Origin of the sequence: Nocardioides fonticola (assembly GCF_039536805.1) — a bacterium.
Lineage (GTDB): Bacteria > Actinomycetota > Actinomycetes > Propionibacteriales > Nocardioidaceae > Nocardioides > Nocardioides fonticola.
Window position 1 is genome coordinate 184,572 of sequence record NZ_BAAAZH010000013.1, and the last position, 26,638, is coordinate 211,209.

The 26,638-nt window shown below is 71.5% G+C and carries 27 protein-coding genes; 19 read left to right on the forward strand and 8 right to left on the reverse strand.

All coding sequences use genetic code 11. From position 1 onward, the window contains the following. Positions 1-23: 23 nt before the first annotated feature. The 10 genes from ABD671_RS10530 to ABD671_RS10575 all read left to right on the forward strand — a co-directional run bounded on the left by ABD671_RS10530 (position 24) and on the right by ABD671_RS10575 (position 7,634). Positions 24-1,013, forward strand: coding sequence for a TerC family protein (locus ABD671_RS10530; RefSeq protein WP_344733306.1), 990 nt, complete (start codon positions 24-26; stop codon positions 1,011-1,013). Positions 1,014-1,071: 58 nt separating this feature from the next. Continuing rightward, positions 1,072-2,118, forward strand: a complete 1,047-nt coding sequence (locus ABD671_RS10535) for an LLM class flavin-dependent oxidoreductase (RefSeq protein WP_344733307.1) — start codon at positions 1,072-1,074, stop codon at positions 2,116-2,118. Positions 2,119-2,361: 243 nt separating this feature from the next. Then, the gene (infA, locus tag ABD671_RS10540; RefSeq protein WP_026145687.1) at positions 2,362-2,583 is read left to right on the forward strand and encodes a translation initiation factor IF-1; all 222 of its coding nucleotides are present in this window, start codon (positions 2,362-2,364) and stop codon (positions 2,581-2,583) included. 55 nt (positions 2,584-2,638) lie between these two features. Then, positions 2,639-2,752, forward strand: coding sequence for a 50S ribosomal protein L36 (gene rpmJ, locus ABD671_RS10545; protein ID WP_004008316.1), 114 nt, complete (start codon positions 2,639-2,641; stop codon positions 2,750-2,752). A 193-nt stretch (positions 2,753-2,945) separates the two neighbouring features. Next, a complete protein-coding gene (gene rpsM / locus ABD671_RS10550) occupies positions 2,946-3,320 on the forward strand; it encodes a 30S ribosomal protein S13 (protein WP_344733308.1) in 375 nt (124 codons plus the stop codon). A gap of 68 nt (positions 3,321-3,388) precedes the next feature. Further along, positions 3,389-3,796, forward strand: a complete 408-nt coding sequence (rpsK, locus tag ABD671_RS10555; RefSeq protein WP_344733309.1) for a 30S ribosomal protein S11 — start codon at positions 3,389-3,391, stop codon at positions 3,794-3,796. 28 nt (positions 3,797-3,824) lie between these two features. Next, positions 3,825-4,433: a 30S ribosomal protein S4 gene (gene rpsD / locus ABD671_RS10560; protein ID WP_344733310.1), complete on the forward strand. Its 609-nt coding sequence runs from the start codon at positions 3,825-3,827 to the stop codon at positions 4,431-4,433. 154 nt (positions 4,434-4,587) lie between these two features. After that, entirely contained in the window at positions 4,588-5,604 is a 1,017-nt protein-coding gene (locus tag ABD671_RS10565; RefSeq protein ID WP_344733312.1) for a DNA-directed RNA polymerase subunit alpha, read from the forward strand. A 404-nt stretch (positions 5,605-6,008) separates the two neighbouring features. Further along, positions 6,009-6,617: a 50S ribosomal protein L17 gene (gene rplQ, locus ABD671_RS10570; RefSeq protein ID WP_344733313.1), complete on the forward strand. Its 609-nt coding sequence runs from the start codon at positions 6,009-6,011 to the stop codon at positions 6,615-6,617. Between the two features lie 99 nt (positions 6,618-6,716). After that, positions 6,717-7,634, forward strand: coding sequence for a carbohydrate kinase family protein (locus ABD671_RS10575; protein ID WP_344733314.1), 918 nt, complete (start codon positions 6,717-6,719; stop codon positions 7,632-7,634). A gap of 24 nt (positions 7,635-7,658) precedes the next feature. Here ABD671_RS10575 and ABD671_RS10580 read toward each other — a convergent pair whose 3' ends face one another. Further along, entirely contained in the window at positions 7,659-9,344 is a 1,686-nt protein-coding gene (locus ABD671_RS10580; protein WP_344733315.1) for an NAD(P)/FAD-dependent oxidoreductase, read from the reverse strand. Positions 9,345-9,372: 28 nt separating this feature from the next. Between ABD671_RS10580 and truA the strand changes: the two genes are divergently transcribed. Together truA and ABD671_RS10590 are read left to right on the forward strand one after the other, a co-directional pair. Further along, on the forward strand, positions 9,373-10,212 hold the full coding sequence (gene truA, locus ABD671_RS10585; RefSeq protein WP_344733316.1) for a tRNA pseudouridine(38-40) synthase TruA: 840 nt from the start codon (positions 9,373-9,375) through the stop codon (positions 10,210-10,212). Next, positions 10,209-10,820 (forward strand): class I SAM-dependent methyltransferase, encoded by a 612-nt coding sequence (locus tag ABD671_RS10590; protein WP_344733317.1) that lies wholly within the window; start codon positions 10,209-10,211, stop codon positions 10,818-10,820. The genes truA and ABD671_RS10590 overlap by 4 nt, the downstream gene beginning before the upstream one ends. On the opposite strand, the gene ABD671_RS10595 is transcribed toward ABD671_RS10590, so the two are convergent. The 4 genes from ABD671_RS10595 to ABD671_RS10610 form a co-directional block, all read right to left on the reverse strand. Further along, a complete protein-coding gene (locus tag ABD671_RS10595) occupies positions 10,810-11,496 on the reverse strand; it encodes a maleylpyruvate isomerase family mycothiol-dependent enzyme (RefSeq protein ID WP_344733318.1) in 687 nt (228 codons plus the stop codon). The genes ABD671_RS10590 and ABD671_RS10595 overlap by 11 nt on opposite strands. Before the next feature lie 11 nt (positions 11,497-11,507). Beyond that, entirely contained in the window at positions 11,508-12,650 is a 1,143-nt protein-coding gene (locus ABD671_RS10600) for an acyl-CoA dehydrogenase family protein (RefSeq protein ID WP_344733319.1), read from the reverse strand. A gap of 29 nt (positions 12,651-12,679) precedes the next feature. Next, positions 12,680-13,831 (reverse strand): acyl-CoA dehydrogenase family protein, encoded by a 1,152-nt coding sequence (locus ABD671_RS10605; RefSeq protein ID WP_344733320.1) that lies wholly within the window; start codon positions 13,829-13,831, stop codon positions 12,680-12,682. A 133-nt stretch (positions 13,832-13,964) separates the two neighbouring features. Beyond that, positions 13,965-14,279, reverse strand: coding sequence for a hypothetical protein (locus tag ABD671_RS10610; RefSeq protein WP_344733321.1), 315 nt, complete (start codon positions 14,277-14,279; stop codon positions 13,965-13,967). Positions 14,280-14,606: 327 nt separating this feature from the next. On the opposite strand from ABD671_RS10610, the gene nrdR reads away from it, so the two are divergent. Together nrdR and ABD671_RS10620 are read left to right on the forward strand one after the other, a co-directional pair. Then, a complete protein-coding gene (gene nrdR, locus ABD671_RS10615) occupies positions 14,607-15,107 on the forward strand; it encodes a transcriptional regulator NrdR (protein ID WP_344733322.1) in 501 nt (166 codons plus the stop codon). A 240-nt stretch (positions 15,108-15,347) separates the two neighbouring features. Beyond that, positions 15,348-18,197: a vitamin B12-dependent ribonucleotide reductase gene (locus tag ABD671_RS10620; RefSeq protein ID WP_344733323.1), complete on the forward strand. Its 2,850-nt coding sequence runs from the start codon at positions 15,348-15,350 to the stop codon at positions 18,195-18,197. Positions 18,198-18,835: 638 nt separating this feature from the next. On the opposite strand, the gene ABD671_RS10625 is transcribed toward ABD671_RS10620, so the two are convergent. Further along, positions 18,836-19,006 (reverse strand): hypothetical protein, encoded by a 171-nt coding sequence (locus tag ABD671_RS10625; protein WP_344733324.1) that lies wholly within the window; start codon positions 19,004-19,006, stop codon positions 18,836-18,838. Positions 19,007-19,346: 340 nt separating this feature from the next. Between ABD671_RS10625 and ABD671_RS10630 the strand changes: the two genes are divergently transcribed. The 5 genes from ABD671_RS10630 to ABD671_RS10650 all read left to right on the forward strand — a co-directional run bounded on the left by ABD671_RS10630 (position 19,347) and on the right by ABD671_RS10650 (position 23,951). Continuing rightward, positions 19,347-19,949 (forward strand): hypothetical protein, encoded by a 603-nt coding sequence (locus ABD671_RS10630; protein WP_344733325.1) that lies wholly within the window; start codon positions 19,347-19,349, stop codon positions 19,947-19,949. Then, entirely contained in the window at positions 19,946-20,452 is a 507-nt protein-coding gene (locus tag ABD671_RS10635; protein ID WP_344733327.1) for an RNA polymerase sigma factor, read from the forward strand. Before ABD671_RS10630 ends, ABD671_RS10635 begins: the two co-directional genes overlap by 4 nt. A 226-nt stretch (positions 20,453-20,678) precedes the next feature. After that, a complete protein-coding gene (locus ABD671_RS10640; protein ID WP_344733328.1) occupies positions 20,679-22,946 on the forward strand; it encodes a glycoside hydrolase family 3 C-terminal domain-containing protein in 2,268 nt (755 codons plus the stop codon). A 112-nt stretch (positions 22,947-23,058) separates the two neighbouring features. Next, the gene (locus ABD671_RS10645) at positions 23,059-23,496 is read left to right on the forward strand and encodes a hypothetical protein (protein ID WP_344733329.1); all 438 of its coding nucleotides are present in this window, start codon (positions 23,059-23,061) and stop codon (positions 23,494-23,496) included. Positions 23,497-23,549: 53 nt separating this feature from the next. Then, positions 23,550-23,951 carry a hypothetical protein gene (locus ABD671_RS10650; protein ID WP_344733330.1) on the forward strand — a complete coding sequence of 134 codons (402 nt, stop codon included), beginning with the start codon at positions 23,550-23,552 and terminating at the stop codon, positions 23,949-23,951. Between the two features lie 9 nt (positions 23,952-23,960). On the opposite strand, the gene ABD671_RS10655 is transcribed toward ABD671_RS10650, so the two are convergent. Together ABD671_RS10655 and ABD671_RS10660 are read right to left on the reverse strand one after the other, a co-directional pair. Beyond that, positions 23,961-24,728, reverse strand: coding sequence for a TSUP family transporter (locus tag ABD671_RS10655; RefSeq protein WP_344733331.1), 768 nt, complete (start codon positions 24,726-24,728; stop codon positions 23,961-23,963). Positions 24,729-24,768: 40 nt separating this feature from the next. Beyond that, a partial coding sequence (locus ABD671_RS10660) for an Ig-like domain-containing protein (protein WP_344733332.1) occupies positions 24,769-26,638 on the reverse strand: 1,870 nt, incomplete at its 5' end.

The following is a 26,638-nucleotide window of genomic DNA, read 5'->3' on the forward strand; positions in this document are numbered from 1 at the left end:
CGCCCCGATCAGAGAGGTACCCCGTGGACGTCGCCCCCTGGCTGTGGTGGACCACCGTCACCGTCACCGTGGCCATCCTGCTCTTCGACGTGTTCGTCATCGGCCGTCGTCCCCACGAGCCCACCCGTCGGGAGACGACCACCTTCCTGGTCCTCTACCTGGCCCTGGCGGTCGTGTTCGGTCTCGGCGTGCTGGCGTTCTCGGGCGGGCGCTACGCCGGGGAGTTCTACGCGGGCTGGCTGACCGAGTACTCCCTCTCGGTCGACAACCTGTTCATCTTCATCGTCATCATGACCAAGCTCGGGGTGCCGCGCGCCTACCAGCAGACGGCGCTGCTGGTCGGCATCGTCATCGCGCTCGTGCTGCGCGGTGTGTTCATCGGCGTCGGCGCCGCGGCGATCGAGCAGTTCAGCTGGGTCTTCTACCTCTTCGGCCTCTTCCTCATCTACACCGCGGTGAAGCTCGCGCGCGACGACGACGAGGACGGCGAGCAGTACGACGAGCCGCGCCTGGTCGCCCTGGCCCGCAAGCGCCTGCCCTTCTCCGAGGAGTGGAACGGCGTCCACCTGACCGTGACCGAGAACGGCAAGCGGCTGCTGACGCCGATGTTCATCGTCGTGCTCTCCCTCGGCATGACCGACCTGCTGTTCGCCCTCGACTCCATCCCGGCCATCTACGGCCTCACCAGCGAGCCGTACCTGGTCTTCACCGCCAACGTGTTCGCGCTGATGGGCCTGCGCCAGCTCTACTTCCTCATCGGCGACCTGCTCCAGCGGCTGGTCTACCTCTCCTACGGCCTGGCGTTCCTGCTGTTCTTCATCGGCGTGAAGCTCGTGCTCCACGCGCTGCACGAGAACGAGCTGCCCTTCATCAACGGCGGCGAGCACGTGGGGTGGGCCCCCGACGTCCCGATCTGGCTCTCGCTGGTCGTCATCCTCGGCACGCTCGCGGTCACCACCGTCGCGAGCCTGGCCAAGGACCGCGCCGACCGCCGCGCGGGCACGTCGGCCTGACCCGACCCGACACCGGCATCGGGGAATCCGCCGGCTCCTCGCGGCGTTGGTGACGGTGATGACCCAGCTGCGCCTCTCCGTCCTCGATCTCGTCCCGGTCCGCAGTGACCAGACCTCCGCGGACGCCGTCGCCGCCAGCCTCGCGCTGGCGCGGACGGCCGACGCCACCGGGTACCACCGGTACTGGATCGCCGAGCACCACAACATGCCGGCCGTCGCCGCCACCAACCCGCCCGTGCTGATCGGCCTGGTCGCCGGTGCGACCCGCCGGCTGCGGGTCGGCTCGGGCGGCGTCATGCTGCCCAACCACGCACCGCTGGTGGTCGCCGAGCAGTTCGCGCTGCTCGAGGCGGCCTTCCCCGGTCGCATCGACCTCGGCGTCGGCCGCGCGCCCGGCACCGACCCGCTCACCTCCTACGCCCTGCGGCACGGCGCGGGCGGCGTCCCCGACGACGCGGTGGCCCGGTTCCCGCAGTACATCGAGGAGCTGGAGGCGATGATGGCGCCCGAGGGCGTCGGCGTGAGCCTGCACGGGCGCACCCAGGCCCTGCGCGCCACCCCGGCGGCCCGCTCGGTCCCGCAGCTGTGGCTGCTGGGCTCCTCCGACTACGCCGCCCGCCTGGCGGCCGAACGCGGGCTGCCCTACGTCTTCGCCCACCACTTCTCCGGCGAGGGCACCGCCGAGGCCCTCGCCCTGTACCGGTCGGGGTTCCAGCCCTCCGAGCACCTCGCCGAGCCGCGCACCTTCCTCACCGTCAACGCGGTCGTCGCCGACACCGAGGAGGAGGCCCGCCGCCTCGCGCTGCCCCAGCTGCTCACCATGCTCGCCCTGCGCACCGGCCAGCCGCTCGCGGCCGGCCGCCTCGTCGAGGAGGCCGAGAAGGTGGAGCTGAGCGAGGGCCAGCGCGACATCGTCGAGCGCATGGCCCGGCGCTGGATCATCGGCGACGCCGCGGGCGCCCGACGCCGGCTCGGCGAGCTGGCCGAGCGGTTCGGGGTCGAGGAGATCATGGTCAACCCGGTGGCGGGCGCCTTCGTGGGCACCGAGCCGGACGTCGCACCCGCGCGCGAGCGCACCCTCGAACTGCTCGCCGCCGCGGCCTGATCCGGCTCGCGGATTCGTCATCGGGCGCCGGCGCGCCCTAGACTGGCGTGTCGGCCCAACGTGGGTCTGTTTCGTGGTGCCTCGCGGCTGCCCGTCTCTCGGCGTTCCGTCGTGAGCCGGGTGAGGCATCCGGAGCGGCCGTACGAGGTCCACCGGCTCCCGCCGGAGGTTCCCGGGCCACCTGGACGGCGCCGCCGTCCAGTACGCACACGGTAGACAACGACCGAAGAGATTGTGGAGGACATGCCGAAGAAAGAAGGCGTGATCGAGCTCGAGGGCACCATCACGGAAGCCCTCCCCAATGCCATGTTCCGCGTCGAGCTGAGCAACGGCCACAAGGTGCTCGCCCACATCAGCGGCAAGATGCGCCAGCACTACATCCGCATCCTCCCCGAGGACCGCGTCGTGGTGGAGCTCTCGCCGTACGACCTCACCCGAGGTCGCATCGTCTACCGCTACAAGTGACGCCCCGGCGCACCGCGAGGTGCGCCGACGTCTGCTCCTAGCCGAAGGAATCCCCGTGAAGGTCAACCCGAGCGTCAAGCCCATCTGTGACAAGTGCAAGGTGATCCGTCGCCACGGCCGCGTCATGGTGATCTGCGAGAACCCGCGTCACAAGCAGCGCCAGGGCTGAGCGACGGCCCCCGGGCCGTCCTCGACAACTGAAGAACAGCACCACCTGAACATCGTGTTCGCTACGCCGCCCTCGGGCGGGGAGCACCTCCGGAGCAGAGGCCGGAGCCCGGACGCCGTCCGGGACGCGACACGACCGACACCTCTGTGACTGACGGGAGGGCCCGCGGGCCCTCCGAAGAAAGGCCAGATCCATGGCACGCCTCGTCGGTGTCGACCTCCCGCGCGACAAGCGCATCGAGATCGCACTCACCTACATCTACGGCATCGGCCGTACCACCGCCCAGAAGCTGCTCGCCGAGACCGGCGTCAGCCCCGACCTGCGGGTCCACCAGCTGGGCGACGAAGAGCTGGTCAAGCTCCGCGACGCCATCGAAGCCAACTACAAGATCGAGGGTGACCTCCGTCGCGAGGTCCAGGCTGACATCCGTCGCAAGATCGAGATCGGCAGCTACCAGGGTCGCCGCCACCGCATGAACCTCCCGGTTCGCGGTCAGCGCACCAAGACCAACGCGCGCACCCGCAAGGGCCCCAAGCGCACGGTTGCCGGCAAGAAGAAGGCCAAGTGACGCCTCGCCCCACGGCGAGCCACTGCCTTCCGAGCACATCCCAGACCAGCTACAGCAGGAGATAACGCATGCCTCCCAAGAGCCGCAACGCGGCCGGCGCCAAGAAGGTGCGCCGCAAGGAGAAGAAGAACGTCGCCGCGGGCGAAGCCCACATCAAGAGCACGTTCAACAACACCATCGTCACCATCACCGACCCCACCGGTGCGGTGATCTCGTGGGCCTCCGCCGGCACCGTCGGCTTCAAGGGCTCGCGCAAGTCCACCCCGTTCGCCGCGCAGATGGCCGCTGAGGCCGCCGGTCGTCGGGCGATGGAGCACGGCATGAAGAAGATCGACGTCTTCGTCAAGGGTCCGGGTTCGGGCCGCGAGACGGCGATCCGCTCCCTGGGTGCGATCGGCCTCGAGGTCGGCACCATCCAGGACGTCACGCCCGCGCCCCACAACGGCTGCCGCCCGCCCAAGCGCCGCCGCGTCTGATCGATCGCCAGAACAGGAGACTTGAGAAATGGCCCGCTACACCGGCCCCATGACCCGCAAGTCGCGCCGTCTCGGCGTCGACCTCGTGGGTGGCGACGCCGCCTTCGAGAAGCGCCCCTACCCTCCCGGCCAGCACGGCCGCGCGCGGGTGAAGGAGAGCGAGTACCGCAACCAGCTGCAGGAGAAGCAGAAGGCCCGCTTCACCTACGGCGTCCTGGAGAAGCAGTTCCACCGTTACTACGAGGAGGCCGCGCGCCGCTCGGGCAAGACCGGTGACAACCTGCTGCAGCTCCTCGAGTGCCGCCTCGACAACGTGGTCTACCGTGCCGGCTTCGCCCGCACCCGCCGCCACGCCCGCCAGCTCGTGAGCCACGGCCACTTCCTGGTGAACGGCAAGAAGGTCAACATCCCGTCCTTCCAGGTCACCGCCCACGACATCATCGACGTGCGCGAGAAGTCCCTGGAGATGACCCCGTTCATCGTGGCTCGTGAGACCCACGGCGAGCGCGTCGTCCCCGCGTGGCTCGAGGCCCTGCCGAACCGCATGCGCATCCTGGTGCACCAGCTCCCCGTCCGGGCGCAGATCGACATCCCGGTCCAGGAGCAGCTCATCGTCGAGTACTACTCCAAGAAGTGAGTCGTCGCCGGCGTCCCCTCACCGTCTCGGCGGGGACGCCGGCACCGCCTCCGGCAGTGGTCTCACCCGGCATCACCTGGCTCCACCCCACCTTTCCACCACCTCGCAGTTCGGGTCCCTCATATAGCGGTCGGGCCCGGAAAGGACACCACCAGTGCTCATCGCACAGCGCCCCACCCTCTCCGAAGAGTCCGTCGACACCTACCGTTCGCGCTTCGTCATCGAGCCGCTGGAGCCCGGCTTCGGCTACACGCTGGGCAACTCGCTGCGCCGCACCCTGCTGAGCTCCATCCCGGGTGCCTCGGTCACCAGCATCAAGATCGACGGCGTCCTCCACGAGTTCTCCACGCTCGAGGGCGTCAAGGAGGATGTCACCGAGATCATCCTCAACCTCAAGGGCCTGGTCGTCTCCTCCGAGCACGACGAGCCGGTCACCATGTACCTGCGCAAGTCGGGTGCCGGTGACGTCACCGCCGCCGACATCGCGCCGCCGGCCGGCGTCGAGGTGCACAACCCCGACCTGAAGATCGCCACGCTCTCCGACACCGGCAAGCTGGAGATGGAGCTCGTCGTCGAGCGCGGCCGCGGCTACGTCTCGGCCGTGCAGAACAAGGGCGCCGACAACGAGATCGGCCGCATGCCGGTCGACTCGATCTACAGCCCCGTCCTCAAGGTCACCTACAAGGTCGAGGCCACCCGTGTCGAGCAGCGCACCGACTTCGACAAGCTGATCATCGACGTCGAGACCAAGCCGTCCATCCAGCCCCGCGACGCCCTCGCGTCGGCCGGCAAGACGCTGGTCGAGCTCTTCGGCCTCGCCCGTGAGCTCAACGTCGAGGCGGAGGGCATCGACATCGGCCCCTCGCCGGTCGACGAGCAGCTCGCCGCCGACCTCGCCCTCCCGGTCGAGGACCTCCAGCTGACCGTCCGCTCCTACAACTGCCTCAAGCGCGAGGGCATCCACACCGTGGGTGAGCTCATCAGCCGCTCGGAGCAGGACCTGCTCGACATCCGCAACTTCGGCGCGAAGTCCATCGACGAGGTCAAGGCCAAGCTCCACGAGATGGGCCTCTCGCTCAAGGACTCCGCTCCCGGCTTCGACCCGCACGCGGCCCTGGCCGCCTACGGCGACGACGACGACGACGCGTTCGTGGAGGACGAGCAGTACTGATGACTGAGCGGCTCCGCCGCTCTGTCAGCAGTACTGCTGCGTTGGATGGCGCGAGCGTGTCGGACTCCGTCCGCCACGCTGCCGCGCTCGCAGTCGACGCAGTGCCCGGTACCTCCCGGTTCGGCGGCTCGCCCGCCGCAGCCCCGGAGGAATCGGATCGCAGTTCCAGATCCACCCGGTACCTCCCGGTTCGGCGGCTCGCCCGCCGCAGTCCCGGAGGAATCGGGTCGCAGTTCCAGATCCACCCGGGCTTCCGGGTCGCAGTTCCAGATCCACCGATCACCCGCCGCCGGCGACCTCCGGGTCGCCGGGGGCGGGGTCGGGAAGAGCAGCATCACCCATGAAAATCGGCCCTCGGGCCGTCTACCCCGGTACCTGACACGGCCGGAGAGAACGAGAGAGACATGCCCACTCCCAAGAAGGGTGCCCGCCTCGGCGGCAGCCCGGCGCACCAGAAGCTGATCCTGTCGAACCTGGCCACCCAGCTGTTCGAGCACGGTCGCATCACCACCACCGAGGCCAAGGCCCGCACGCTGCGCCCGCTGGCGGAGAAGCTCATCACCAAGGCCAAGAAGGCCCACAACGGCGAGGCCCCGCTGCACAACCGCCGCGAGGTGCTGAAGGTCGTGCGTGACAAGGGCGTCGTGCACGTCCTGTTCACCGAGATCGCGCCGACCTTCGCCGAGCGTCCCGGTGGCTACACCCGCATCACCAAGATCGGCCCCCGCAAGGGCGACAACGCCCCCATGGCCGTCATCGAGCTCGTGACCGAGGCCTACAACCCGAAGCCGGCCAAGCCCGCCAAGGCCGCTCCGGCCCCGGCCGCGCCCGCCGTCGAGGAGGCCCCCGCGGCCGAGGCCGACGTCGTCACCGAGGCCGACGCCGAGGAGACCCTCGAGACCGAGGCGCCCGTCGCCGAGGCCGCCGAGGTCGCCGAGGAGGCTCCGGTCGAGGAGGCCGCCGAGGCTCCCGCCGACGAGGCCGCTGCCGAGTCCGACGAGGACAAGGCCTGAGGCACACCGCACCGCGCTGATCGGCGCCGTCCCCTCGGGGGCGGCGCCGATCGTCGTTTCCGGGGCCGGCGCTCCGCTGCGGTGTGGTAGACCCGGGGCATGCAGCAGCACGCCCTGGTCGTCGGTGAGGCCCTCGTCGACGTCGTCCACACCGCCGACGGCGCCGTGCGCGAGCACCCCGGCGGCAGCGCGGCCAACGTCGCCGTGGCACTGGCCCGGCTCGGACGCCGCGTGCGCTTCGCCTCCGCCTACGCCGACGACGCCTACGGTCGCCTGATCGCCGACCACCTGGCCGCCGACGGGGTCGAGCCGGGCAGCGACCCCGCCGTCGTCGCACGCACCTCGAGCGCGACGGCGACGATCGGCCCCGACGGCGCCGCGAGCTACGTCTTCGACCTCGACTGGCGCCTCGGCGAGGTCGCCCTCGACCCCGCACCGGTCGCCGTCCACGTCTGCTCGCTCGGCGCCGTGGTCGAGCCCGGCGCCGCGCAGGTCGCCGACCTGCTGGCCCGCGCCCGCGAGCTCGCCGTCATCAGCTACGACATCAACGCGCGCCCGGCGGTCACCGGGGTCGGCGCCGACACCGTCGCCTCCGTCGAGCGGGTCGCCGCGCTCGCCCACCTGGTGAAGGCCAGCGACGAGGACCTCCAGGCGCTCTACCCCGAGCTGGGCGTCGACGGCGCCGCAGCCCACCTCCTCGGCCTCGGCCCGTACGCCGTGGTCGTCACCCGCGGTGGGGAGGGCGCCACCTGGTACGCGCCGTCCGGGCGGGTCGACGTCGTCTCCCGGCCGGTCGAGGTGGCCGACACCATCGGTGCCGGCGACACCTTCGGCGCCGCCCTGCTCGACGGCCTGTGGGACGCCGGGCTCCTCGTCGCCGGAGCCCCGTGGGCGGTCGCGCCGGCGCTCGGCGAGGCCCGCATCACCGCGCTCCTGACCCACGCGGCGTGCGCCGCCGCGGTCACGGTCTCCCGGCCCGGCGCCGATCCGCCGTACCGCTCCGAGCTGGAGGCCTGACGCTCGATCAGCCCGGAGCCGGGGTCAGCCCTCCGGAGCCAGGTGGGCGTGGATGAGGGAGACCACCGAAGCCCCCTCGCCGCTGGCCGCCGCGACCCGCTTCATCGAGCCCGAGCGCACGTCGCCGGCGGCGAAGACCCCCGGCGCGCTGGTGGCCAGGCTCGCCGGCGGCAGGTCGCCGTCCCAGAACTCCCGGGGCACGTCGCGTCCGGTGAGCACGAAGCCGTCGTCGTCGACGGCGACGGCCTCGGGCAGCCAGTCCGAGCACGGGGAGGCGCCGAGCAGCAGGAACAGGCCGCCCGCCTCGACCCGCTCGGGCTCGCCGGCCCCGGGCCCGACCGGGGTGAGCTCCAGCCAGGCCAGCCGGCCCTCGCCGCCGCCGTCGCTGACCACGGTGTGCGGGCGCACCGAGATGCGCGGGTTGTGCTCGATCTCGGAGATCAGGTAGCTCGACATGGTGGCCGCCAGCCCCTCCCGGCGCACCAGGATCGTCACCGACCGTGCGAACCGGGCCAGGTGCACCGCCGCCTGCCCGGCGGAGTTGCCGCCGCCGACGACGACGACGTCGTGCCCCTCCATCTCGCGGGCCGCGGTCATCGCGGCGCCGTAGTAGACCCCGGCGCCGACGAGGTCCTCCAGCGGCTCGACCCCGAGCTTGCGGTAGGCCGCCCCCGAGGCGATGACGACGGCGCGGGCGAGCACGTCGCCGCCGTCGGTGCGCACCCGGTGGACGCCGGGGGAGACCTCGACGTCGAGACCGGCCACCGGCCACCCGGTGCCGAACTCGGCACCGAAACGCAGCGCCTGGTTGCGTGCCCGCATGGCCAGCCGCATGCCCGAGATGCCGCGCGGGAAGCCCAGGTAGTTGCGGATCATCGAGCTCGTGCCGGCCTGGCCGCCGATCGCCTCCGACTCGATGACCACCGTCGAGAGACCCTCGGACGCCGCGTAGACCGCCGCCGCCAACCCCGCCGGACCCGCGCCGACCAGGCACACGTCGACGGTGTCGGCCACCGCGATCGCGCCGGGGACGCCGTACAGCGTCGTGGCGACGTCGCGCACCGTCGCACCGGCGATGGTCGCCCGGGTGGCGGAGTAGACGAGCGGGTAGGCGGCGTCCTCGGGGAAGTGCTCGCGCACCGCCACCCCGACCTCGGAGTCGGGGTCGTAGACGCGGTAGGGCATGCCCATGCGGTCGAGGTAGTCGCGGATCGCCATGACCTCGCCGTCACGGCGCGGGCTGATGATCTTCACCGCCACGACCTCCGGATCGGGGACCGTGGAGCCCCAGTCGGAGAGCAGGTCGGTGACGGCGTTGTGGAACTCCTCATCGCGGGTGCCGCGCGGCAGCAGCAGGTAGGCGTCGTACTTGCCGGTGGCCATGCCGGGGCGCAGTGCGGGGGCGTCGGTGAGGAAGCGGTCCCAGTGCGCGGCGATCATGCGGCGGGCGGTCGGCACCAGCACCCGCCAGCGGCCGAACGCCTCGAGCACGTGGGCGTCGGGCAGCACCGACTCGGTGACGAAGAGCGCCACGTGCGCGCCGCCGGCCTGGTGGGCCGCCGCGAGCTCGCCGGCCTCGGCGGCGCTCGAGGCGGTCAGCACGGCGTACTCGTCGCGGTAGCGCGCGAACGCGTCGCGCATCTCCTCGAGGTGCTCGGCGGAGACCAGCACGATGGCGGGCAGGGCACTGGGGGCGGGGGCCGCAGTCACGACCGCCAGCGTACGGAAGGATGGGGGCGTGCGGCTCCGGATCGACCTCGCCTACGACGGCACCGAGTTCCGCGGCTGGGCCGACCAGCCCGGTCTGCGGACGGTGCAGGGCACCGTGGAGGCCGCTCTCGGCACGGCGCTGCGGCTCGACCCGCCGCCGCTCACCGTCTGCGCCGGGCGCACCGACGCCGGCGTCCACGCGCGCGGGCAGGTGGTGCACGTCGACGTCGAGGACGCCGTCCTGGCCGCCGCGCTCGACGAACGCGGGCTCGACCGGCTGCTGCGCCGGCTCAACGGGATCCTCCCCGCCGACGTCGTCCTGCGCGGCCTGCGGGAGGCGCCGGCCGACTTCGACGCCCGGTTCGGGGCGCTGTGGCGCCGCTACGCCTACCGGGTCGCCGACCGGCCCGAGGCGCTCGATCCGCTGCGTCGCAGCCACGTGCTGGCCTGGCCGCGCCCGCTCGACCTGGAGGCGATGAACGCGGCGTCGGCGGTGCTGGTCGGGCGTCACGACTTCGCGGCGTTCTGCAAGAAGCGCGAGGGCGCCACCACGATCCGCACGCTGGAGGAGCTGTCGTGGCGCCGCGACGAGGGCGGGCTGGCGATCGCGCACGTGCGCGCCGACGCGTTCTGCCACTCGATGGTGCGCTCGCTGGTCGGCTGCCTGCTCGCCATCGGGGAGGGCCGCAAGCCGGTGGCGTGGGCCGCCGACATGCTGGGTGCCGCCGAGCGCTCCTCGGCGATCGCCGTCGTCCATGCGCACGGTCTGACGCTCGAGGAGGTCGCCTACCCCGACGACGCCGAGCTCGCCGCGCGCGCCCTGCGCACCCGCGCCCGCCGTACCGCCGAGGAGGTCACCGGATCATGAGCGACGCCGGGGAGCACTACTTCACCGCCGACCCGTCGGTGCCCTTCACCCGGGCTCCGCTCACCGCGCACGTGTGGGGGCACGACCTCGAGCTCGTCTCGGGGTCCGGGGTCTTCGCGCAGGGCCGGCTCGACGTCGGCACCGCGGTGCTGTTCCGCGAGACCGACCCGCCCCGCGCCGACCGGGTGCTCGACCTCGGCTGCGGCTACGGCGTCATCGGCCTGGCGATCGCGCGCTGCGACCCCGACGCGCGGGTGACGGCCGTCGACGTCAACGAGCGCGCGCTGCTGCTGACCCGGGAGAACGCCGAGCGCGTGGGCGTCGCCGACCGCGTCGAGGCCCTGCTGCCCGATGCGGTGCCCGCCGACGCCGTCTTCGACGAGATCTGGTCGAACCCGCCCATCCGCATCGGCAAGGAGGCGCTGCACGCCCTGCTGCTGCACTGGCTGCCGCGGCTGGCCCCGGGTGGCCGGGCGGTGCTGGTGGTCGGCAAGAACCTCGGCGCCGATTCGCTGCAGCGCTGGCTCGGCGAGCAGGGCTTCCCGGCCGAGCGCATCGCCAGCGCCAAGGGGTTCCGGGTGTTGGAGGTGCGGCGGGCTACGGCGTGACCGCCCGCGTCAGCGCCTCGGCCACCACCGGATCGGTCGGCGGACGGCGCCGCCACAGTGTCAGCAGCAGGTCGACGGCGCTGCCCTCGACGCGATGCTCCGGGCCTTCGCCGAGCCGGACGGCGTCCGCGCCCGGCAGGTCGGTCGCGGTGAGCACGAGCGTGACCGGCAGCGGCTCGGTGCGCCCCAGCCGCACTTGCCGCGGATAGAACATCGAGGCGATCTCCTCCACCCCGTCCCACGCGAGATCGGGGGCGAGCACGGCGTCGGCGTCGGCCCCCGCCGCCGTCACGACGTCCCACGTGTGCACCAGCACCTCGTGGGTCTGCCGGCGCAGCCACCAGCCGGCGGTGTGCGGCCCGGAGCCGAAGGTCCAGGCCGGGCCGTCGGTGCCGGCCTCGGCCAGCACCTGCCGCAGGTGCGCCGCGTGCCCGGCGTACCAGGAGGCGAGGCCGGCGGCGTCGAGGTCGCTCGGCGGCGTCTCCGGGACGCCGTCCGGGGTGCCGGCCACGACCGCGTGCGCGCACCACTGGTGCACCTCGGCGACGTGGTGCACGAGGTCGGTGACCGACCAGCCGGGGCAGCCGGCCACGGCGGCGGCGGGATCGGATCCCGCCACCGCCGCGGTGAAGGCGTCGACGGCCGCCGCGAGATCGGCATCGGTGGGCGACCGCACGGCGTCTGGCCTCAGACCGGCTCGACGGCGCCGTAGGAGCCGACGCCCGCGCCGAGGACAGCGAGGTGCTGCGTGGCGTCGCCGAGCAGCTGCTCGAGGGCCTGCAGGTGCGCGGTGTAGGCGCCGATGGAGTACTCGGCGGTCATGCCGATGCCGCCGTGCAGCTGGATCGCCTCCTTGCCGATGTGCCGACCCGCCCGCGAGAGCTGGAGCCCGACCCGGCTGGCGGCCACCGCGGTGTCGGCGGCGTCGCCCTCGGCCAGCACCATCGTGGCCCAGTGCACGAGGCTCGCGGTGAGCTCGAGGGAGACGTACATGTCGGCGGCCCGGAACGTCAGCGCCTGGAAGGTGTTGAGCGTGACGCCGAACTGCTTGCGGCTGGTGAGGTAGCCGGTGGTGGTGCGCACCGCGGTCTCCAGGGCGCCCAGGGCCTCGTTGCCCGCGATGATGCGGGCCAGGTCGAGCACCGTGGCGATGCTGGAGGCGACGTCCTGGCCGGGCGTGCCCAGCGGCACCGCCGGGGTCTGGGCCAGGTCGACCCGCGCGGCGCGACCGCCGTCGGGAGTGGCGTAGCCGGTGCGGGTCAGGCCCGACGCGTCGCCGGCCACCAGGAACAGTCCGGTGCCGCCATCGGGCAGCAGCGCGCTGACCACCAGGTGGTCGGCCCGCGCCCCGTGCAGGACCGGCTCCTTGGTGCCGCTGAGGGTCCACTCCTCGCCGGCCTGGGACGCCGTGACCTCGCACGCCTGGGCGGCGCGGCCCGGTCCGGGCTCGTAGTGCGCGAGCGCGAGCACCGTCTCGCCGGCCGAGAGCGGGCCGAGCACCTCGGCACGCTGCTCGGGGGTGCCGACCGCGGCCACCAGGCCGCCGGCGAGCACGATCGAGGCGAGGAACGGCTCGGGTGCCAGCACCCGGCCGAGCTCCTGGGCGACGATGCCCACTTCGATCGGGCCGGCGCCGGAGCCGCCGTCCGACTCGGCGAAGGGCAACCCGAGGATGCCCATCTCGCCGAGCTGCTTCCACAGCTCCTCGCTGAAGCCGGGGTCGGCCGCCACCGTGCGGCGGCGGTTCTCGTAGTCGCTGTAGACCTTGCCGACCATGCCGCGCACGGCCTCGCGCAGGGCGTCCTGCTCGTCGTCGTAGGTGAAGTCCATGGGGATCTCCTTCGGAACTCGTGGGGCCTTCAGAGCCCGAGGATCGTCTTGGCGATGATCTGGCGCTGGATCTCGTTCGAGCCGCCGTAGATCGAGGCCTTGCGCAGGTTGAGGTAGGTCGGGGTGGCCAGGTGGGTCCACTCGGGCAGGGCGCTGCTGGCGTCGGCGCCCGAGGAGAGGGCGGCGGGGCCGGCGAGGTCCATGATCAGCTCGCTCACGGCCTGCTGGAGCTCGGTGCCCTTGAGCTTGAGCACGGAGCTGGCCGGATGCGGCTCGCCGTCGGCGGAGTTCGCGACGACGCGCAGCGCGGTCAGCTCGAGGGCGAGCAGCTCGTTCTCGAGCTCGGCGAACCGCGCCGCGACGAGCGGGTTCTCCAGCTGGGCGCCGGCGAGCTCCTTGGCACGGGCCAGGTTGCGCTTGGTGGCGCCCACCGGGGCGACGCCGACGCGCTCGTTGCCGAGCAGGAACTTGGCCATCGTCCAGCCGGTGTTCGGCTCGCCGACGAGGTTCTCCACCGGCACGCGGACGTCGGTGAACCAGACCTCGTTGACCTCGTGGCCGCCGTCGATGAGCTGGATCGGGCGCACCTCCAGACCGGGCGAGGTCATGTCGATGAGGAGCATCGAGATGCCGGCCTGCTTCTTGGCCTCGGGGTCGGTGCGCACGAGGGTGAAGATCCAGTCGCCGTACTGGCCCAGCGTCGTCCAGGTCTTCTGGCCGTTGACGACGTAGTGGTCGCCGTCGCGCACGGCGGAGGTGCGCAGCGAGGCGAGGTCGGAGCCGGCGTCCGGCTCGGAGAAGCCCTGGCTCCACCAGATGTCGAGGTTGGCGGTGGCCGGGAGGAAGCGCTCCTTCATCTCCTGGCTCGCGAAGTGCGCGATCACCGGACCGATCATCGAGGCGTTGAACGCCAGCGGCACGGGGACGCCGGCCGCCTGGAGCTCCTCGTGCCACAGGTGGCGCTGGAGCTCGGTCCAGTCGCGGCCACCCCACTCGACCGGCCAGTGCGGCACGGCCAGGCCCTCGGCGTTGAGGATGCGCATGCTCTCCACGATCTGGTCGCGGGTGAGCTCGCGCCCCTCGATGACCGTGGTGCGGATCTCCTCGGGGATCTTGGTGGTGAAGAACTGGCGCAGCTCCTCGCGGAACGCGCGGTCCTCCTCCGACAACTGCAGACGCATGGGTCCTCCTGCTCGGGGTCGTGCACGGGCGAGCGGTGGGGTGGCGGCCGCTCCGCCTCCGATCGAACCACGACCGAGCAACTGATCGGTAGGTGTCCCATGCAGCAGTCGCCGCGCAGGAGCCGGGATGCCGTCAGCGGGCGGCGCGGCGTCCGCCCGAGGGGCGGTCGGTCGGCGGGTTCAGCACGAGGCGCACGAGGCGGACGCCGACCAGCAGCGCGAGGAAGAGGCAGGCGACCGCGCCGACGGTCGCGAGCGCGAGGAGGAACCAGGCCGCCCCCGAGCCGTTGCGGGCCCGGCCGCCGAAGTCGACGGCGACCACGACGAGGTAGCCCCAGGCCACGAGGAGCGCGGTGAGGGCGGCGGCGAGCCCGAGCTGGGGGAGCAGGGCGCGCCGGGGACGGCGTCCCTCGGCCGCGCGCGGCGCGGCCCGTCTCCCTCCGGTCACAGGCCCATGATCCCCGACGACACGCGGGCCGACGGCATGGGTGCGACGTGTGTCGGCCCCCGATCCGACCTCTGACCTGCGGATTTGCGCGCGTGTGACCCGGACCACGGATTGGGGCCCCGGACGTCTTGCGTTCGCTGGTGTTCGGCGCGTACGGTTGCCACAACATCTAGTACTTACAACGATGTAGTTATCCACATCTAGTTCCACAGCGAACCGTGGATGACGCACAGAGCACTGGTTGTTGTCCACAGGAGAGGGCCCGGGTTCCACAGCCTGGAGCACCTCTACCGAGCATGCCCGAGCGCGCCTGAGGGGAGGCCTGCGATGCACTGTCCGTACTGCCGTGGCACCGACACCCGGGTCATCGACTCCCGCGTCTCCGACGACGGCGGATCCATCCGGCGGCGTCGCACGTGCTCCTCCTGCGCCAAGCGGTTCACCACCGTCGAGCAGATGCAGCTGACCGTGGTCAAGCGCTCGGGGGCCACCGAGCCGTTCGTCCGTGAGAAGGCCGTCGCCGGCGTCCGGAAGGCCTGCAAGGGCCGCCCGGTCGACGAGGACGACCTCGCCCGCCTGGGCCAGGAGGTCGAGGACGCCCTCCGGCTCGCCGGCTGCGCCGAGATCGCCGCCCACGAGGTGGGTCTGGCCATCCTCGGCCCCCTCCGCCAGCTCGACGAGGTCGCCTATCTGCGCTTCGCGAGCGTCTACCGGGCCTTCGAGTCCGCCGCCGACTTCGAGGACGAGATCGCCGCCATGCGCGCCGACCGCGTCCCGGGGGAGCCGGCCGATGCGACGCCCGAGCCCGTCACCGCCGCGAGCGGCTGACCACCAGACCGCCCGGCAGGTAGTGGGGAAGCTGCCTGCCGGGCGCACCACCTCCCCTTCCCGCGCCCACGCCACCGGAAATGTCGGTGGTCAGGGGCAGCATCGGTGTCAGAGCACCGAGCCCTCCTCAGAGCAGCACCGGCACCACCTCCCACGCAGTACCTCCCATGCAGTAGCCAGCACGAGCGCACGACCCACACACGAGCACGCACCAGCGAGCGGGATCAAGGAGAGCAGCGAATGACCGAGACGGTGAACGGCGGGCAGCCGGCCGCGGGCCAGCGGACGGGCCTGACCATGCGGCGCGTCTTCAGCACCGAGGGTGTCCACCCCTACGACGAGGTGACCTGGGAGCGCCGCGACGTCGTCCAGACGAACTGGAAGACCGGCGAGACCGTCTTCGAGCAGCGCGGCGTGGAGTTCCCCGACTTCTGGTCGGTCAACGCCTCGACCATCGTCACCACGAAGTACTTCCGCGGCGCCGTCGGCTCCGACGCCCGCGAGTGGAGCCTGCGCCAGATCATCGACCGGGTCGTGAAGACCTACACCAAGGCGGGCATCGAGCACGGCTACTTCGCCGCCGACGTCGACGCCGAGATCTTCGAGCACGAGCTCACCTGGCTGCTGGTGCACCAGTACTTCTCGTTCAACTCCCCGGTGTGGTTCAACGTGGGCACGCCCAGCCCGCAGCAGGTCTCGGCCTGCTTCATCCTCTCCGTCGACGACTCGATGGACTCGATCCTCAACTGGTACAAGGAGGAGGGCTTCATCTTCAAGGGCGGCTCCGGCGCCGGCCTGAACCTCTCCCGCATCCGTTCCTCCAAGGAGCTGCTCTCCTCCGGCGGCACCGCCTCGGGCCCGGTCTCCTTCATGCGCGGCGCCGACGCCTCGGCCGGCACCATCAAGTCCGGCGGCGCCACGCGCCGCGCGGCCAAGATGGTCGTGCTCGACGTCGACCACCCCGACATCGAGGAGTTCGTGATGACCAAGGCGCGGGAGGAGGACAAGATCCGCGCCCTGCGCGACGCCGGCTTCGACATGGACCTCGGCGGCGCCGACATCACCTCGGTGCAGTACCAGAACGCCAACAACTCCGTGCGCGTCAGCGACGAGTTCATGCGCGCGGTCGAGGACGGCACCGACTTCGGCCTGCGCGCCCGCAAGACCGGGGAGGTCATCGAGCGCGTCGACGCCCGCGACCTGTTCCGCAAGATCGCCACCGCCGCGTGGGAGTGCGCCGACCCGGGTCTGCAGTACGACGACACGATCAACGACTGGCACACCAACCCCGAGACCGGTCGCATCACCGCCTCCAACCCGTGCTCGGAGTACATGTCGCTCGACAACTCCTCGTGCAACCTGGCCTCGCTGAACCTGCTGAAGTTCCTCAAGGACGACGACACCTTCGACGCCGAGCTGTTCTCGCAGGCGGTCGAGGTGATCATCACCGCGATGGACATCTCCATCTGCTTCGCCGACTTCCCGACCGAGCCGATCGGCCAGACCACCCGCGACTACCGTCAGCTGGGCATCGGCTACGCCAACCTCGGCGCGCTGCTCATGGCGATGGGTCTGGGCTACGACTCCGAGGGCGGCCGCACGATGGCGGCGACCATCACCTCGCTGATGACCGGCACCTCCTACCGCCGCTCGGCCGAGCTGGCCGCGATCGTGGGCCCCTACAACGGCTACGCTCGCAACGCCGAGGCCCACCAGCGCGTGATGCGCAAGCACCAGGCGGCCAACGACGCCGTCCGTCCGCTCTCGATCTCCGACGCCCAGGTGCACAAGCTGGCCACCGCCGAGTGGGCCCAGGTCGTCGAGCTCGGCAAGACCAACGGCTACCGCAACGCCCAGGCCTCGGTGCTCGCGCCCACCGGCACCATCGGCTTCATGATGGACTGCGACACCACCGGCATCGAGCCCGACTTCTCCCTGGTGAAGTTCAAGAAGCTCGTCGGCGGCGGCTCGATGCAGATCGTCAACCAGACGATCCCGCGGGCGCTGAAGAAGCTCGGCTACGTCGAGGAGCAGATCGAGGCGATCGTCGCCTACATCGCCGAGCACGGCCACGTGGTCGACGCCCCCGGCCTGCGCCAGGAGCACTACGAGGTCTTCGACACCGCGATGGGCCAGCGCTCGCTCAAGCCCATGGGCCACGTGCGCATGATGGCGGCCTGCCAGCCGTTCCTCTCCGGCGCGATCTCCAAGACCGTCAACCTCCCCGAGGACGCCACGGTCGAGGACATCGAGGAGGTCTACCTCCAGTCGTGGAAGCTCGGCCTGAAGGCCACCGCCATCTACCGCGACAACTGCAAGGTCGGCCAGCCGCTCTCGGACGGCAAGGCGGAGAAGAAGTCCGACGACGCCGCCGTCGCCGAGGCCGCTCCGGCCGTGGTGGAGAAGGTCGTCTACGCCCCGACCCGCAAGCGCCTGCCGAAGTCGCGCGTCTCGCGCACCACCTCCTTCACCGTGGGTGGCGCCGAGGGCTACATGACCTCCGGTGCGCACGACGACGGCACGCTCGGCGAGATCTTCCTCAAGCTCGGCAAGCAGGGCTCGACCCTGGCCGGCGTGATGGACGCCTTCTCGATCGCGGTCTCGATCGGCCTGCAGTACGGCGTCCCGCTGGAGACCTACGTCTCGAAGTTCACCAACCTGCGCTTCGAGCCGGCCGGCCTCACCGACGACCCCGACGTCCGCATGGCGCAGTCGCTCATGGACTACGTGTTCCGCCGCCTGGCGCTGGACTACCTGCCCTACGAGCAGCGCGAGGCGCTGGGCATCTACTCGGCCGAGGAGCGCCAGCGCTACCTCGAGACCGGCTCCTACGAGCTCGTCGGCGAGACCGGCTCCGCGGCCGAGCTCATCGAGGTCGAGCCCGTGCGTCCCGAGGTGAAGATGGAGATCCTCCCGGTCGCCGAGCCGAAGGCCGAGGTGAAGGAGGCCCACACCTCCGCCGAGCTGATGGAGAAGATCACCGGCACCGCGGTCGACAGCCCGCTGTGCTTCACCTGCGGCACCAAGATGCGTCCCGCCGGCTCCTGCTACGTCTGCGAGGGCTGCGGCAGCACGTCGGGCTGCAGCTGAGTGTTGAGTTGCACGCTTCCGGGACAGAAGCTGCACGGTTTGGCAACGAGTTGCTTGTCCCCAACATCGTGATCATGAAGTTCCTAGTCTCATGTTCGTGATGAGCAGTAGTGGTCGATTGATGGCGGTGCTGGTGAGCCTGGTGTTCCGATCAACCGACTGAAGACAGGCCGGGCCCGAGCCTCCGACATGGAGGCTCGGGCCCGGGCTCATGGTGGCGAGGGAAGTGTCGGCGCCATGTGATCGACGTGCAGGTGCGAGCTCCCGAAACACGAAGGGGAGCACCGTCCGCTAGGTAGACCCGCACCAGCACCTAGCCCTCGACGAACTGCGCACCAGCCCGCGCCTTGCAGGCTGCCTCGACACCGAGCCCTCTGCGAAGTGTTCGACCACGAAGTCAAGCCAGGGCCATCGTGACCCAGCTCGTCGGCTCATCGCGGGGGTCTGCGTCACCTATCGGTGCAGCAGACCCCCTATCGGTGCAGCAGACCCATCCGGCCGCTGATCGACACAGGGGCGAAGTGCTCCGCCACTGCTTTCCGGGCACTCTAGGCGGTCATGTCAGGTGAGAGAGGCCCGGGACGCGGGACAACGCTCAGGCTTCCCGAGGTGACTGGAGGCTGACCCGACGGCCGGAGTCAGCTGCTCTCTGCCTGGTCGTCGAAGGTCAGCATCGAGTTCGAACCGTAGGCCGCGGACGGGCTCGAACCCTCGTGCCTGGCGCGGACCGGCGGTTGGTCGGACGGCCAGGCCTCCACTGCGCGAAAAGAGTAGCCGTCCTGGTCCGCGGCCTCGAAGGTGAATGACACGTCCTGCCCCCCTCCTAGGCTCCTATGGCCCGCGACCAACACAGACGAGTAGTGCACCCAGCAGCCGCCTGGCGTGGCGTCCGAGTCGATGACTCCCCACCCATCCTCGTCGTGCCAGAAGCGGACCTGCCCCAGCGACGTCATGCCGGCCAGTATTCCGTCCGCAGCTGCCAAGGCACATGTAACGGGACTGGACCGACGTCGTCGCCGGCGTCGCTGCCCGTAGTGAGAGGTCGCGTTGGTCGACGTGCATGACGAAACCCGCGGATCGCCAAGGACGCTGCTGGTGGTGCCGGACATGTAGGGGGTGAAAGCATCCAGACGATGGGAAGGCTCGCCAATGGATTTCGATGAGCAACTCGACGACCTGCTGAACCGCGCCGCAGCACCAGTCAGCGAGCGGACAGCCGAACTGCGCCGCGAACTGGACCTCCTTGTCGAGGCGACGGCGCCAACCGCACGACGCAGGACGGTTCGTGCGTTCGGCGTGGCCGGTGCAGTCGCAGCAGGGATGGGCCTCACGACGGTGGCAGCATCGGCTGCCGGGCTGTTGCCTGGCTGGACCCTGCTGAACACCGAGTCGGGTCAGACCTGTCAGGTTCGAGTTGCGGCTGACGCGCACGACGGTGACGCCCACGACGGGCAGTTCACGGCGAGTGAGCGAGCAACCACCCTCGCCGCCGCCAGGTCGTTCCTCGATTCCTTCGACTACTCCTCGGTCGATCACGCTCAGGCCATCGCGCACTGGCAGGCTGAGGAGGACGCCGCCATTCAGGGTCAGCCAGACCCCTCCGAGCGTCAGCCTCGTCTTGAGGGAGACGACCTGGAGGTCACTGCGGTGTCCTATGAGGTCACCCAGCGGCTGGAGGACCACTTGACCGCAGAGGGCCTCGACATCGAAGCCGTTGCCATCAGTTGGCAAGCGACGGGCTGCCAGTTGTGAAGCCAGAGGCACGAGCAGAGGTCAGAGCGTGTCTTCGCCGAAATCACGACGACCTGCTGGCCTACTTCGAGCGCCGAGTGCACGTACGCGAGGACGCTGCGGACCTGCTCGGGGAGACCTTCCTCCAGGTCTGGCGGCGTCATGAGTCGCTGCCGGTCGATCCCACACGACAGCGGATGTGGCTGTTCACCATCGCAGCGAACCTTCTCGCGAACCACCGGCGGTCGGGCCGTAGAAGGACTGCGCTCACTGAGCGGCTCAAGAGCCAGATGGCGGTAAACCCTGGTGCACGGCTCGACGCGCCTGAGCAAAGCGCTGTGCGTGACGCCGTCTTACGGCTTCATGTGGCGCACCGCGAACTGGTCATGTTGATCCACTGGGACGGCTTCACAGTCGTCGAGGCCGCCGAGGTGCTCGGACTCAATCCGTCCACGGCACGTGGGCGCTACGCAGCCGCACGGCAAGCGTTGCGTGAGGCCTTGGCCGACGCTGCATGCACCTGAGACACCTAGACGGCAGTCGCCCTCATTGCGTATCGCGGAAGGGGTGCTCAACCAGGATGAGCCGCATGACTCAGCGGGCATATACCCCGGTCTGAAGACCAGGTGTCCGCCAGTACCCGCACTGCTCGAGAAGGAGACGGTTCGGGGGTCGCCCGGCGGGCCGTCATGAGGTGTGATGTCGTGCGGGTGGATCCGGCCCACCCGCACGACCGAGCGAAGGAAGCCCATGGCCACACCGCAGCCCGCCGATCTCACCCTCGAGGAGAAGGCCTCCCTCACTTCCGGCTCGAGCTTCTGGCTCACCGAGCCGATCGAGCGTGTCGACGTTCCCGCGATCATGCTCACCGACGGCCCGCACGGGCTGCGCAAGCAGGAGGAGGGTGCCGACCACCTCGGTCTCTCCCAGAGCGTCCCCGCGACTTGCTTCCCGCCTGCGGTGGCCCTGGGGTCGTCGTGGGACACCGAGTTGGCCGAGCGGGTCGGCGCTGCGATCGCGCGGGAGGCCGCTGCCCATGGCGTGTCCGTGGTGCTCGGGCCCGGCATCAACATCAAGCGATCGCTGCTGTGCGGGCGCAACTTCGAGTACGTCTCCGAGGACCCGCACGTGTCGGGGCGCGTCGGTGCCGCGCTGGTGCGCGGTCTGCAGTCCGAGGGCATCGGCTCCTCGCTCAAGCACTTCGCCGCGAACAACCAGGAGCACGACCGGATGCGCGTCTCCAGCGACGTCGACCCACGACCGCTGCGCGAGATCTACCTGCGCGCCTTCGAGCACGTCGTCCGCACCGCCCAGCCGTGGACCGTCATGTGCTCCTACAACCGGATCAACGGCGTGTACGCCTCCGAGGACCCCTGGCTGCTCACCGAGGTGCTGCGCGAGGAGTGGGGTTTCGAGGGTCTGGTCGTCTCCGACTGGGGAGCGGTGAACGATCGCGTGCGGGGCCTGGCAGCCGGGCTCGACCTGGAGATGCCCTCCTCGGGTGGACGCACTGACGCCCAGATCGTGCGCGCCGTCCGCGCCGGTGAGCTCGACGAGGGCGTGCTCGACCAGGCCGCCGGCCGGGTGCTGCGGCTCATCGACCGGGCCACCGCGTCGCAGGAGGGCCGAGCAGCCTCGGGTGCGGGCGTCGACGTCGACGCGCACCACGCCCTGGCGCGGGAGGCGGCCGGCTCCTGCGTCGTCCTGCTCCAGAACGACGGCGACCTGCTGCCCCTCGATCGCAGCGCCTCGATCGCGGTCATCGGCGAGTTCGCCCGGACCCCGCGCTTCCAGGGCGCCGGCTCCTCGGTGATCAACCCGACCCGCCTCGACGCCGCGCTCGACAGCATCGTCGCGACCGCCGCGGGGGACGTCGCCTACGCGCCCGGGTTCTCCATCGACCCCGCCGCTACGGAGGCCGAGCAGGCGACGCTCGCGGCGGAGGCGGTCGAGCTCGCGGCGAGGTCGCAGGTCGCCGTCCTCTTCCTCGGGCTTCCCGGCCCGCTGGAGTCCGAGGGCTTCGATCGCACCGACATCGACCTGCCGGCCGAGCAGGTGCGCCTCGTCGACGCCGTCCGCGCGGTCAATCCGCGGGTCGTCGTGGTGCTCGCCAACGGCGGTGTGGTGGCGCTGCCCTTCGCCGCCGATGTGCCCGCGATCCTGGAGGGTTGGCTGCTCGGGCAGGCCGGCGGCGGGGCGGTCGCCGACGTGCTCTTCGGCGACGTCACGCCCTCGGGCAAGCTCACCGAGACGATCCCGCTGCGACTGGAGGACTCACCGGCCTACCTCGACTTCCCGGGCGACTTCTCCCACGTGCGCTACGGGGAGGGGCTCTTCGTCGGGTACCGCTGGTACGACGCCCGGTCGATCCGGGTGGCCTTCCCGTTCGGCCACGGCCTGTCGTACACGACCTTCGCCTACGGCGACCTGACCGCGCAGGCGGTCGAGGTGCCGGGGGAGGGCGGCATCGAGGTGTCCCTGGACGTCACGAACACCGGCAGCCGCCGGGGCCGCGAGGTCGTCCAGTTCTACGTCGCGGTGCCCGAGAGCGGGGTACAGCGACCGGTCCGCGAGCTCGCCGGGTTCGCGGCGGTGACGCTCGATCCCGGCGAGACCCGCACGGTCACGACCCGCCTCGAGCGGGCCGACCTGGCGTACTGGGACGTGCGGGTGGGCCGGTGGGTGCTCGAGCCCGGCCGGTACGTCGTCGAGGCGGGCGCCTCGAGCCGCGACCTGCGGTCCCGGGCCAGGGTCGACCTCGCGGGCGAGGAGGTGGTTATCGCGCTGACCCCGGAGTCCTCCCTCGGCGAGGCGCTGCGGCACCCGAGCGCCGGACCGGTGATGCGCGCCGCGCTCACGCAGATGCTCGCCGCTCCGGGCGAGGAGACCCTCTCCGAGGACGCCGAGGAGGTCCTGCGGATGATCGACTCCCTCCCGCTGAACCGCCTCGGCGTGTTCGCCGGGGGAGCCGACATCGGACCGTTCCTGGAGACGATCCTCGCGGCGGCGGAGGCCTGAGGCTCAGCGGTGCGGCAGGTCCGTCGGTCTCTCGTCGTCGCGGCGATCCGCGCCCGAGGAGGCCTGTGGATGAGCTCGGCGCCGCCGGTGCGATCGGGCGCAGGCTGGTGCCATGACCGATCACACCCCGCCCCTCGTTCCCTCCGACCAGCTCCCGCCCGTGCGCACCCAGGCCGACCTCCATCTCCTCTGGCGCCGCCTCATGGGCCGCCTCGGGTTCGCAGCTCCGCAGATCTGGGCGCTCCTGTTGGACGACGTCCGCCTCATCCGGCCCATCAAGCTGGAGGAGCTGCCGTACGCACCGAGCCCCGACGCCGACGTGCGCATCGGCTGCTTCGCCGAGATGCTCCTGGGCATCGGCGGCGACCTCGACGCCGACGTCCGGCTCGCGTTCCTCTTCGCCCGGCCCGGCGGTGCCACCAGGACGCCGGCCGACCTCGCGTGGGCTCGGCTGCTCGCCCCGCACAGCCCGTGGCCGGTCCATCTGGCCAACGACCGCGAGCTGACGGTGGCCACGCCCGACGACCTCGGCTTCGATCGCACCGCCTGAGCCGGCCGGAATCCGCTCGCCCGTGGGCCGGCGGGTCTGCGAGCCTCACGGACATGACCTCGATCGACATCGCCCTCGTCGACGAACGCGACAGCGGCTGGGAGCGCCACGATCCGCTGTTCCGGGTCTACCTCCACGACGCGGCCCCCGGCGCCACCGGGGGAGCGACGGCCACCTACGACGTCCGCGGCGCCGACGTCCTCCAGGTCATCGACTGGGCCGAGAGCCAGGTGCGCACGACCGACGCCACCACGTACGCGGTCGCCCTGGTGCGTGACGAGTGGTCGCCGGGCCAGAGCGACATGCGTCGCGGCCTGGTGTGGTTGGTCGGCATCGACGGCAACACCGGCACGGCGCTGGACGAGCGGGAGGCTGATGCGCTCGCCCGCATGATCGCCCGTCGGGCCGACCCGGTCGCCGTCCCGGCTGCCGATCGGATGCCACCGCTCCGGTGACCTCTCCTGTCAGCCGAGGGCCTGCGCCAGGTAGAGCAGCCCGATCGCGACCGCCAGGACGCCGAGGCCCAGGCGCAGCAGCAGCTCCGGCATCCGGGGCTGCAGCAGAGCCCCGAGGTAGCCGCCGACCAGGCCGCCGAGTCCGCAGGCGACGCCGATCGGCCAGTCGGGAGCGATCGACCCGTCGGCCACCAGGGACAGCAGACCGAAGGTGAGTGCGCCGACGATCGAGGTCACGAAGGTCGAGGCGAGCGCGGCCGGCGCGACCACGGCGACGCCGAGTCCCGAGCCGACGAGCAGCGGGCTGAGGATCGAACCGCCGCCGATGCCGTAGATGCCCCCGACGACGCCGACCCCGAGCGCGAGGAGGCTGATGTGCCTCTCGCTCAGCGCCCGGTGCTCGCGCGGTCGGAGCGTGCGCTGCAGCAGCCAGGCGCCGATCGCGATGAGGACGATGCCCGCGACGATCCGGAACGCGCCGGGCCCGGGCAGCACCAGCACGCGGATCGTCGCCCCGACCACGACCCCCGGCACCGTGCACGCCACCAGGCGGCGGGTCAGCGGGCCACCGAGGTGGCCGGCGCCCCGGTAGCGCAGCAGCGCACCGGGGGCCGCGACCACGTTGTAGAGCAGATTCGTCGGCGTCACTGCGGGGTTCGGGACGCCGAGCAGGCTGACCTGCACGGGGAGGAGGAACACGGCGCCGGAGACGCCGACGGGTGCGGTGAGCACCGCGATCAGCAGGCCCGCGAGGAACCCACCCACCTCACTCGTCACCCGGTCACCGTAGTGGTCGCGAGCGCAGAGCCCGGGCGGCTCACCGCCGCGGGCGCAGCACCACCACGTAGGCACGACGGGCACGGTTGCCGGCGGCGTCCTTGGCGATCGCCACGAACCGCACCTGACCACCGCGCAGTCGGTGCCGCTTGACCACGCACCGGGTCACGCCCGAGAGCGCGTCGGTGGCGCGGCACGTCGGCCGGGGCGCACGGACGTAGCTGGCGCCGTTGCGCACGCCGCGCAGGCGCACCCGAGGCGCCGTGCGGTCGATGTCGACACCGCTGACGGTGACGGTCGCGATGCCGCCGTCCTGCGAGCGCACCGTGCGGGTGACGGACTGATCGGCTCCTTCGCGGCGCAGGACGACGGCGCCGGGGCACGCTCCCAGCAACGGGGAGCCCTGGGCGGTGCAGCGGAATCCGACGATCACGCGCCCGCGGAACCAACCGGCCCGCGTCGCGCCCGGGCGGCCCGTGACGACGCCGACGATCCGCGGATCGTGCGGGGGAGTCGGCCCGCTGGAGATCGAGGAGCTCGCGGGCTGGAAGCGATCGTCGCCGAGGTACTCGACGGCGACCGTCGAGGACGGCGCGGTCAGGCGCTGGGCCAGGCGGGCGGTCCCCGAGACGAGGTCGACGGTGCCGACGACGGTGCCGTCGACCGAGAAGCGGACCTGTCCGGTCGGGGTGCCGGCGCCGGGCGCCTCCACGGCGACCCGGGCGACGAGGTCGTCGCCGTCGACCGACGCGGTGATCCGGGTCGCGGCCCGGTCGACGCTCAGCGTGGACTCCCCGGAGGAGGGAGCGAACATGGCGGTGTCGCTCGGGGCGAAGGCGGCGCCGATCGCGTGCTCGCCGACCGCCAGGGTGTCGGGCAGCGTGACCTCGACCTCGCCGCCGCTGAGCGTCAGCGGGACGCCGAACGGCGCACCGTCGAGACTCATCTGCACCGTGCCGGCCGCGGCTCCCACGACCGGCGTGACCCGCACGGTCGCGACCGGCAGCTGGCCGCTCACGACGCGTGGTGCGGAGAGCCGCACCGCCACGTCGGACGCGGCTGCCACCGCGGTGATGCGCTGGACGGCGCGCGGCGCGGGATCGTGGTCGGCGTCGCCCGCCTGGGTCGCCGCGATCTCGCAGACACCCGGGCCGGTGAAGGTGACCACCGGACCGAAGACGGTGCAGGGGCCGCCGGCGACCGAGAAGAGCACCGGGTTGCCCGAACCGCCACCCGCAGCCGCGATCGCGTAGGCCCCGCCCGCGTAGGTCGGGGACGTCGGCGTGGTCAGGAAGGTGATGGTCTGGGCACTGCGCGCCACGACGATCCGTTGGCTGATCTGCGTGGCGGCGGTGTGGTCGGCGTCGCCGTCCTGGTCGGCGGTGATGACGCAGGTGCCGGCGTGGCTGAAGGAGACGGTGCTGCCGCTGATGCTGCAGGCGCCGCCGGTGGTGTCCGAACCGACGGCGAGGCGCACCGGCTGCCCGGAGGCGCCACCCTTCGCGGCGAGGAGGTAGGTGTCGCCGATGCCGGGTGCGGTCGGCGGGACGGAGGTGAACGAGAGCGCCTGCGGCGTCTTCACGACCGAGGCCGTGAGAACGACCTGGGTGGCGGCCGTGTGGTCGGCATCGCCGTCCTGATCGACGGTGATGGCGCAGGTGCCGGCGTGGTCGAAGGTCACGAGCCCGACAGCGCTGACCCGGCAGGCGGACGCCGTGGTGGCGGCGCCGACCGCGAACCGCACCGGGGCGCTGGAGCCGCCCGCGGCGATGCTCAGCGCCGTCGTGTCGCCGATGGACCCGCTCGCGGGCAGTCCGGTGGTCACGCCGAGGGTCTGGGCCGCTTTGGTGACGGTGATGGTCTGGGTCTTCTGGGTGGCGGCGGTGTAGTCGGCGGTGCCGTCCTGGTCG

Coding starts and splice junctions, on each gene's coding strand:
- ABD671_RS10535 (WP_344733307.1), top strand. CDS start 1,072: ATGACCCAGCTGCGCCTCTCCGTCCTCGATCTCGTCCCGGTCCGCAGT.
- infA (WP_026145687.1), top strand. CDS start 2,362: ATGCCGAAGAAAGAAGGCGTGATCGAGCTCGAGGGCACCATCACGGAA.
- rpsM (WP_344733308.1), top strand. CDS start 2,946: ATGGCACGCCTCGTCGGTGTCGACCTCCCGCGCGACAAGCGCATCGAG.
- rpsK (WP_344733309.1), top strand. CDS start 3,389: ATGCCTCCCAAGAGCCGCAACGCGGCCGGCGCCAAGAAGGTGCGCCGC.
- rpsD (WP_344733310.1), top strand. CDS start 3,825: ATGGCCCGCTACACCGGCCCCATGACCCGCAAGTCGCGCCGTCTCGGC.
- rplQ (WP_344733313.1), top strand. CDS start 6,009: ATGCCCACTCCCAAGAAGGGTGCCCGCCTCGGCGGCAGCCCGGCGCAC.
- ABD671_RS10575 (WP_344733314.1), top strand. CDS start 6,717: ATGCAGCAGCACGCCCTGGTCGTCGGTGAGGCCCTCGTCGACGTCGTC.
- ABD671_RS10590 (WP_344733317.1), top strand. CDS start 10,209: ATGAGCGACGCCGGGGAGCACTACTTCACCGCCGACCCGTCGGTGCCC.
- ABD671_RS10600 (WP_344733319.1), bottom strand. CDS start 12,650: ATGGACTTCACCTACGACGACGAGCAGGACGCCCTGCGCGAGGCCGTG.
- ABD671_RS10605 (WP_344733320.1), bottom strand. CDS start 13,831: ATGCGTCTGCAGTTGTCGGAGGAGGACCGCGCGTTCCGCGAGGAGCTG.
- nrdR (WP_344733322.1), top strand. CDS start 14,607: ATGCACTGTCCGTACTGCCGTGGCACCGACACCCGGGTCATCGACTCC.
- ABD671_RS10620 (WP_344733323.1), top strand. CDS start 15,348: ATGACCGAGACGGTGAACGGCGGGCAGCCGGCCGCGGGCCAGCGGACG.
- ABD671_RS10630 (WP_344733325.1), top strand. CDS start 19,347: ATGGATTTCGATGAGCAACTCGACGACCTGCTGAACCGCGCCGCAGCA.
- ABD671_RS10640 (WP_344733328.1), top strand. CDS start 20,679: ATGGCCACACCGCAGCCCGCCGATCTCACCCTCGAGGAGAAGGCCTCC.
- ABD671_RS10645 (WP_344733329.1), top strand. CDS start 23,059: ATGACCGATCACACCCCGCCCCTCGTTCCCTCCGACCAGCTCCCGCCC.
- ABD671_RS10650 (WP_344733330.1), top strand. CDS start 23,550: ATGACCTCGATCGACATCGCCCTCGTCGACGAACGCGACAGCGGCTGG.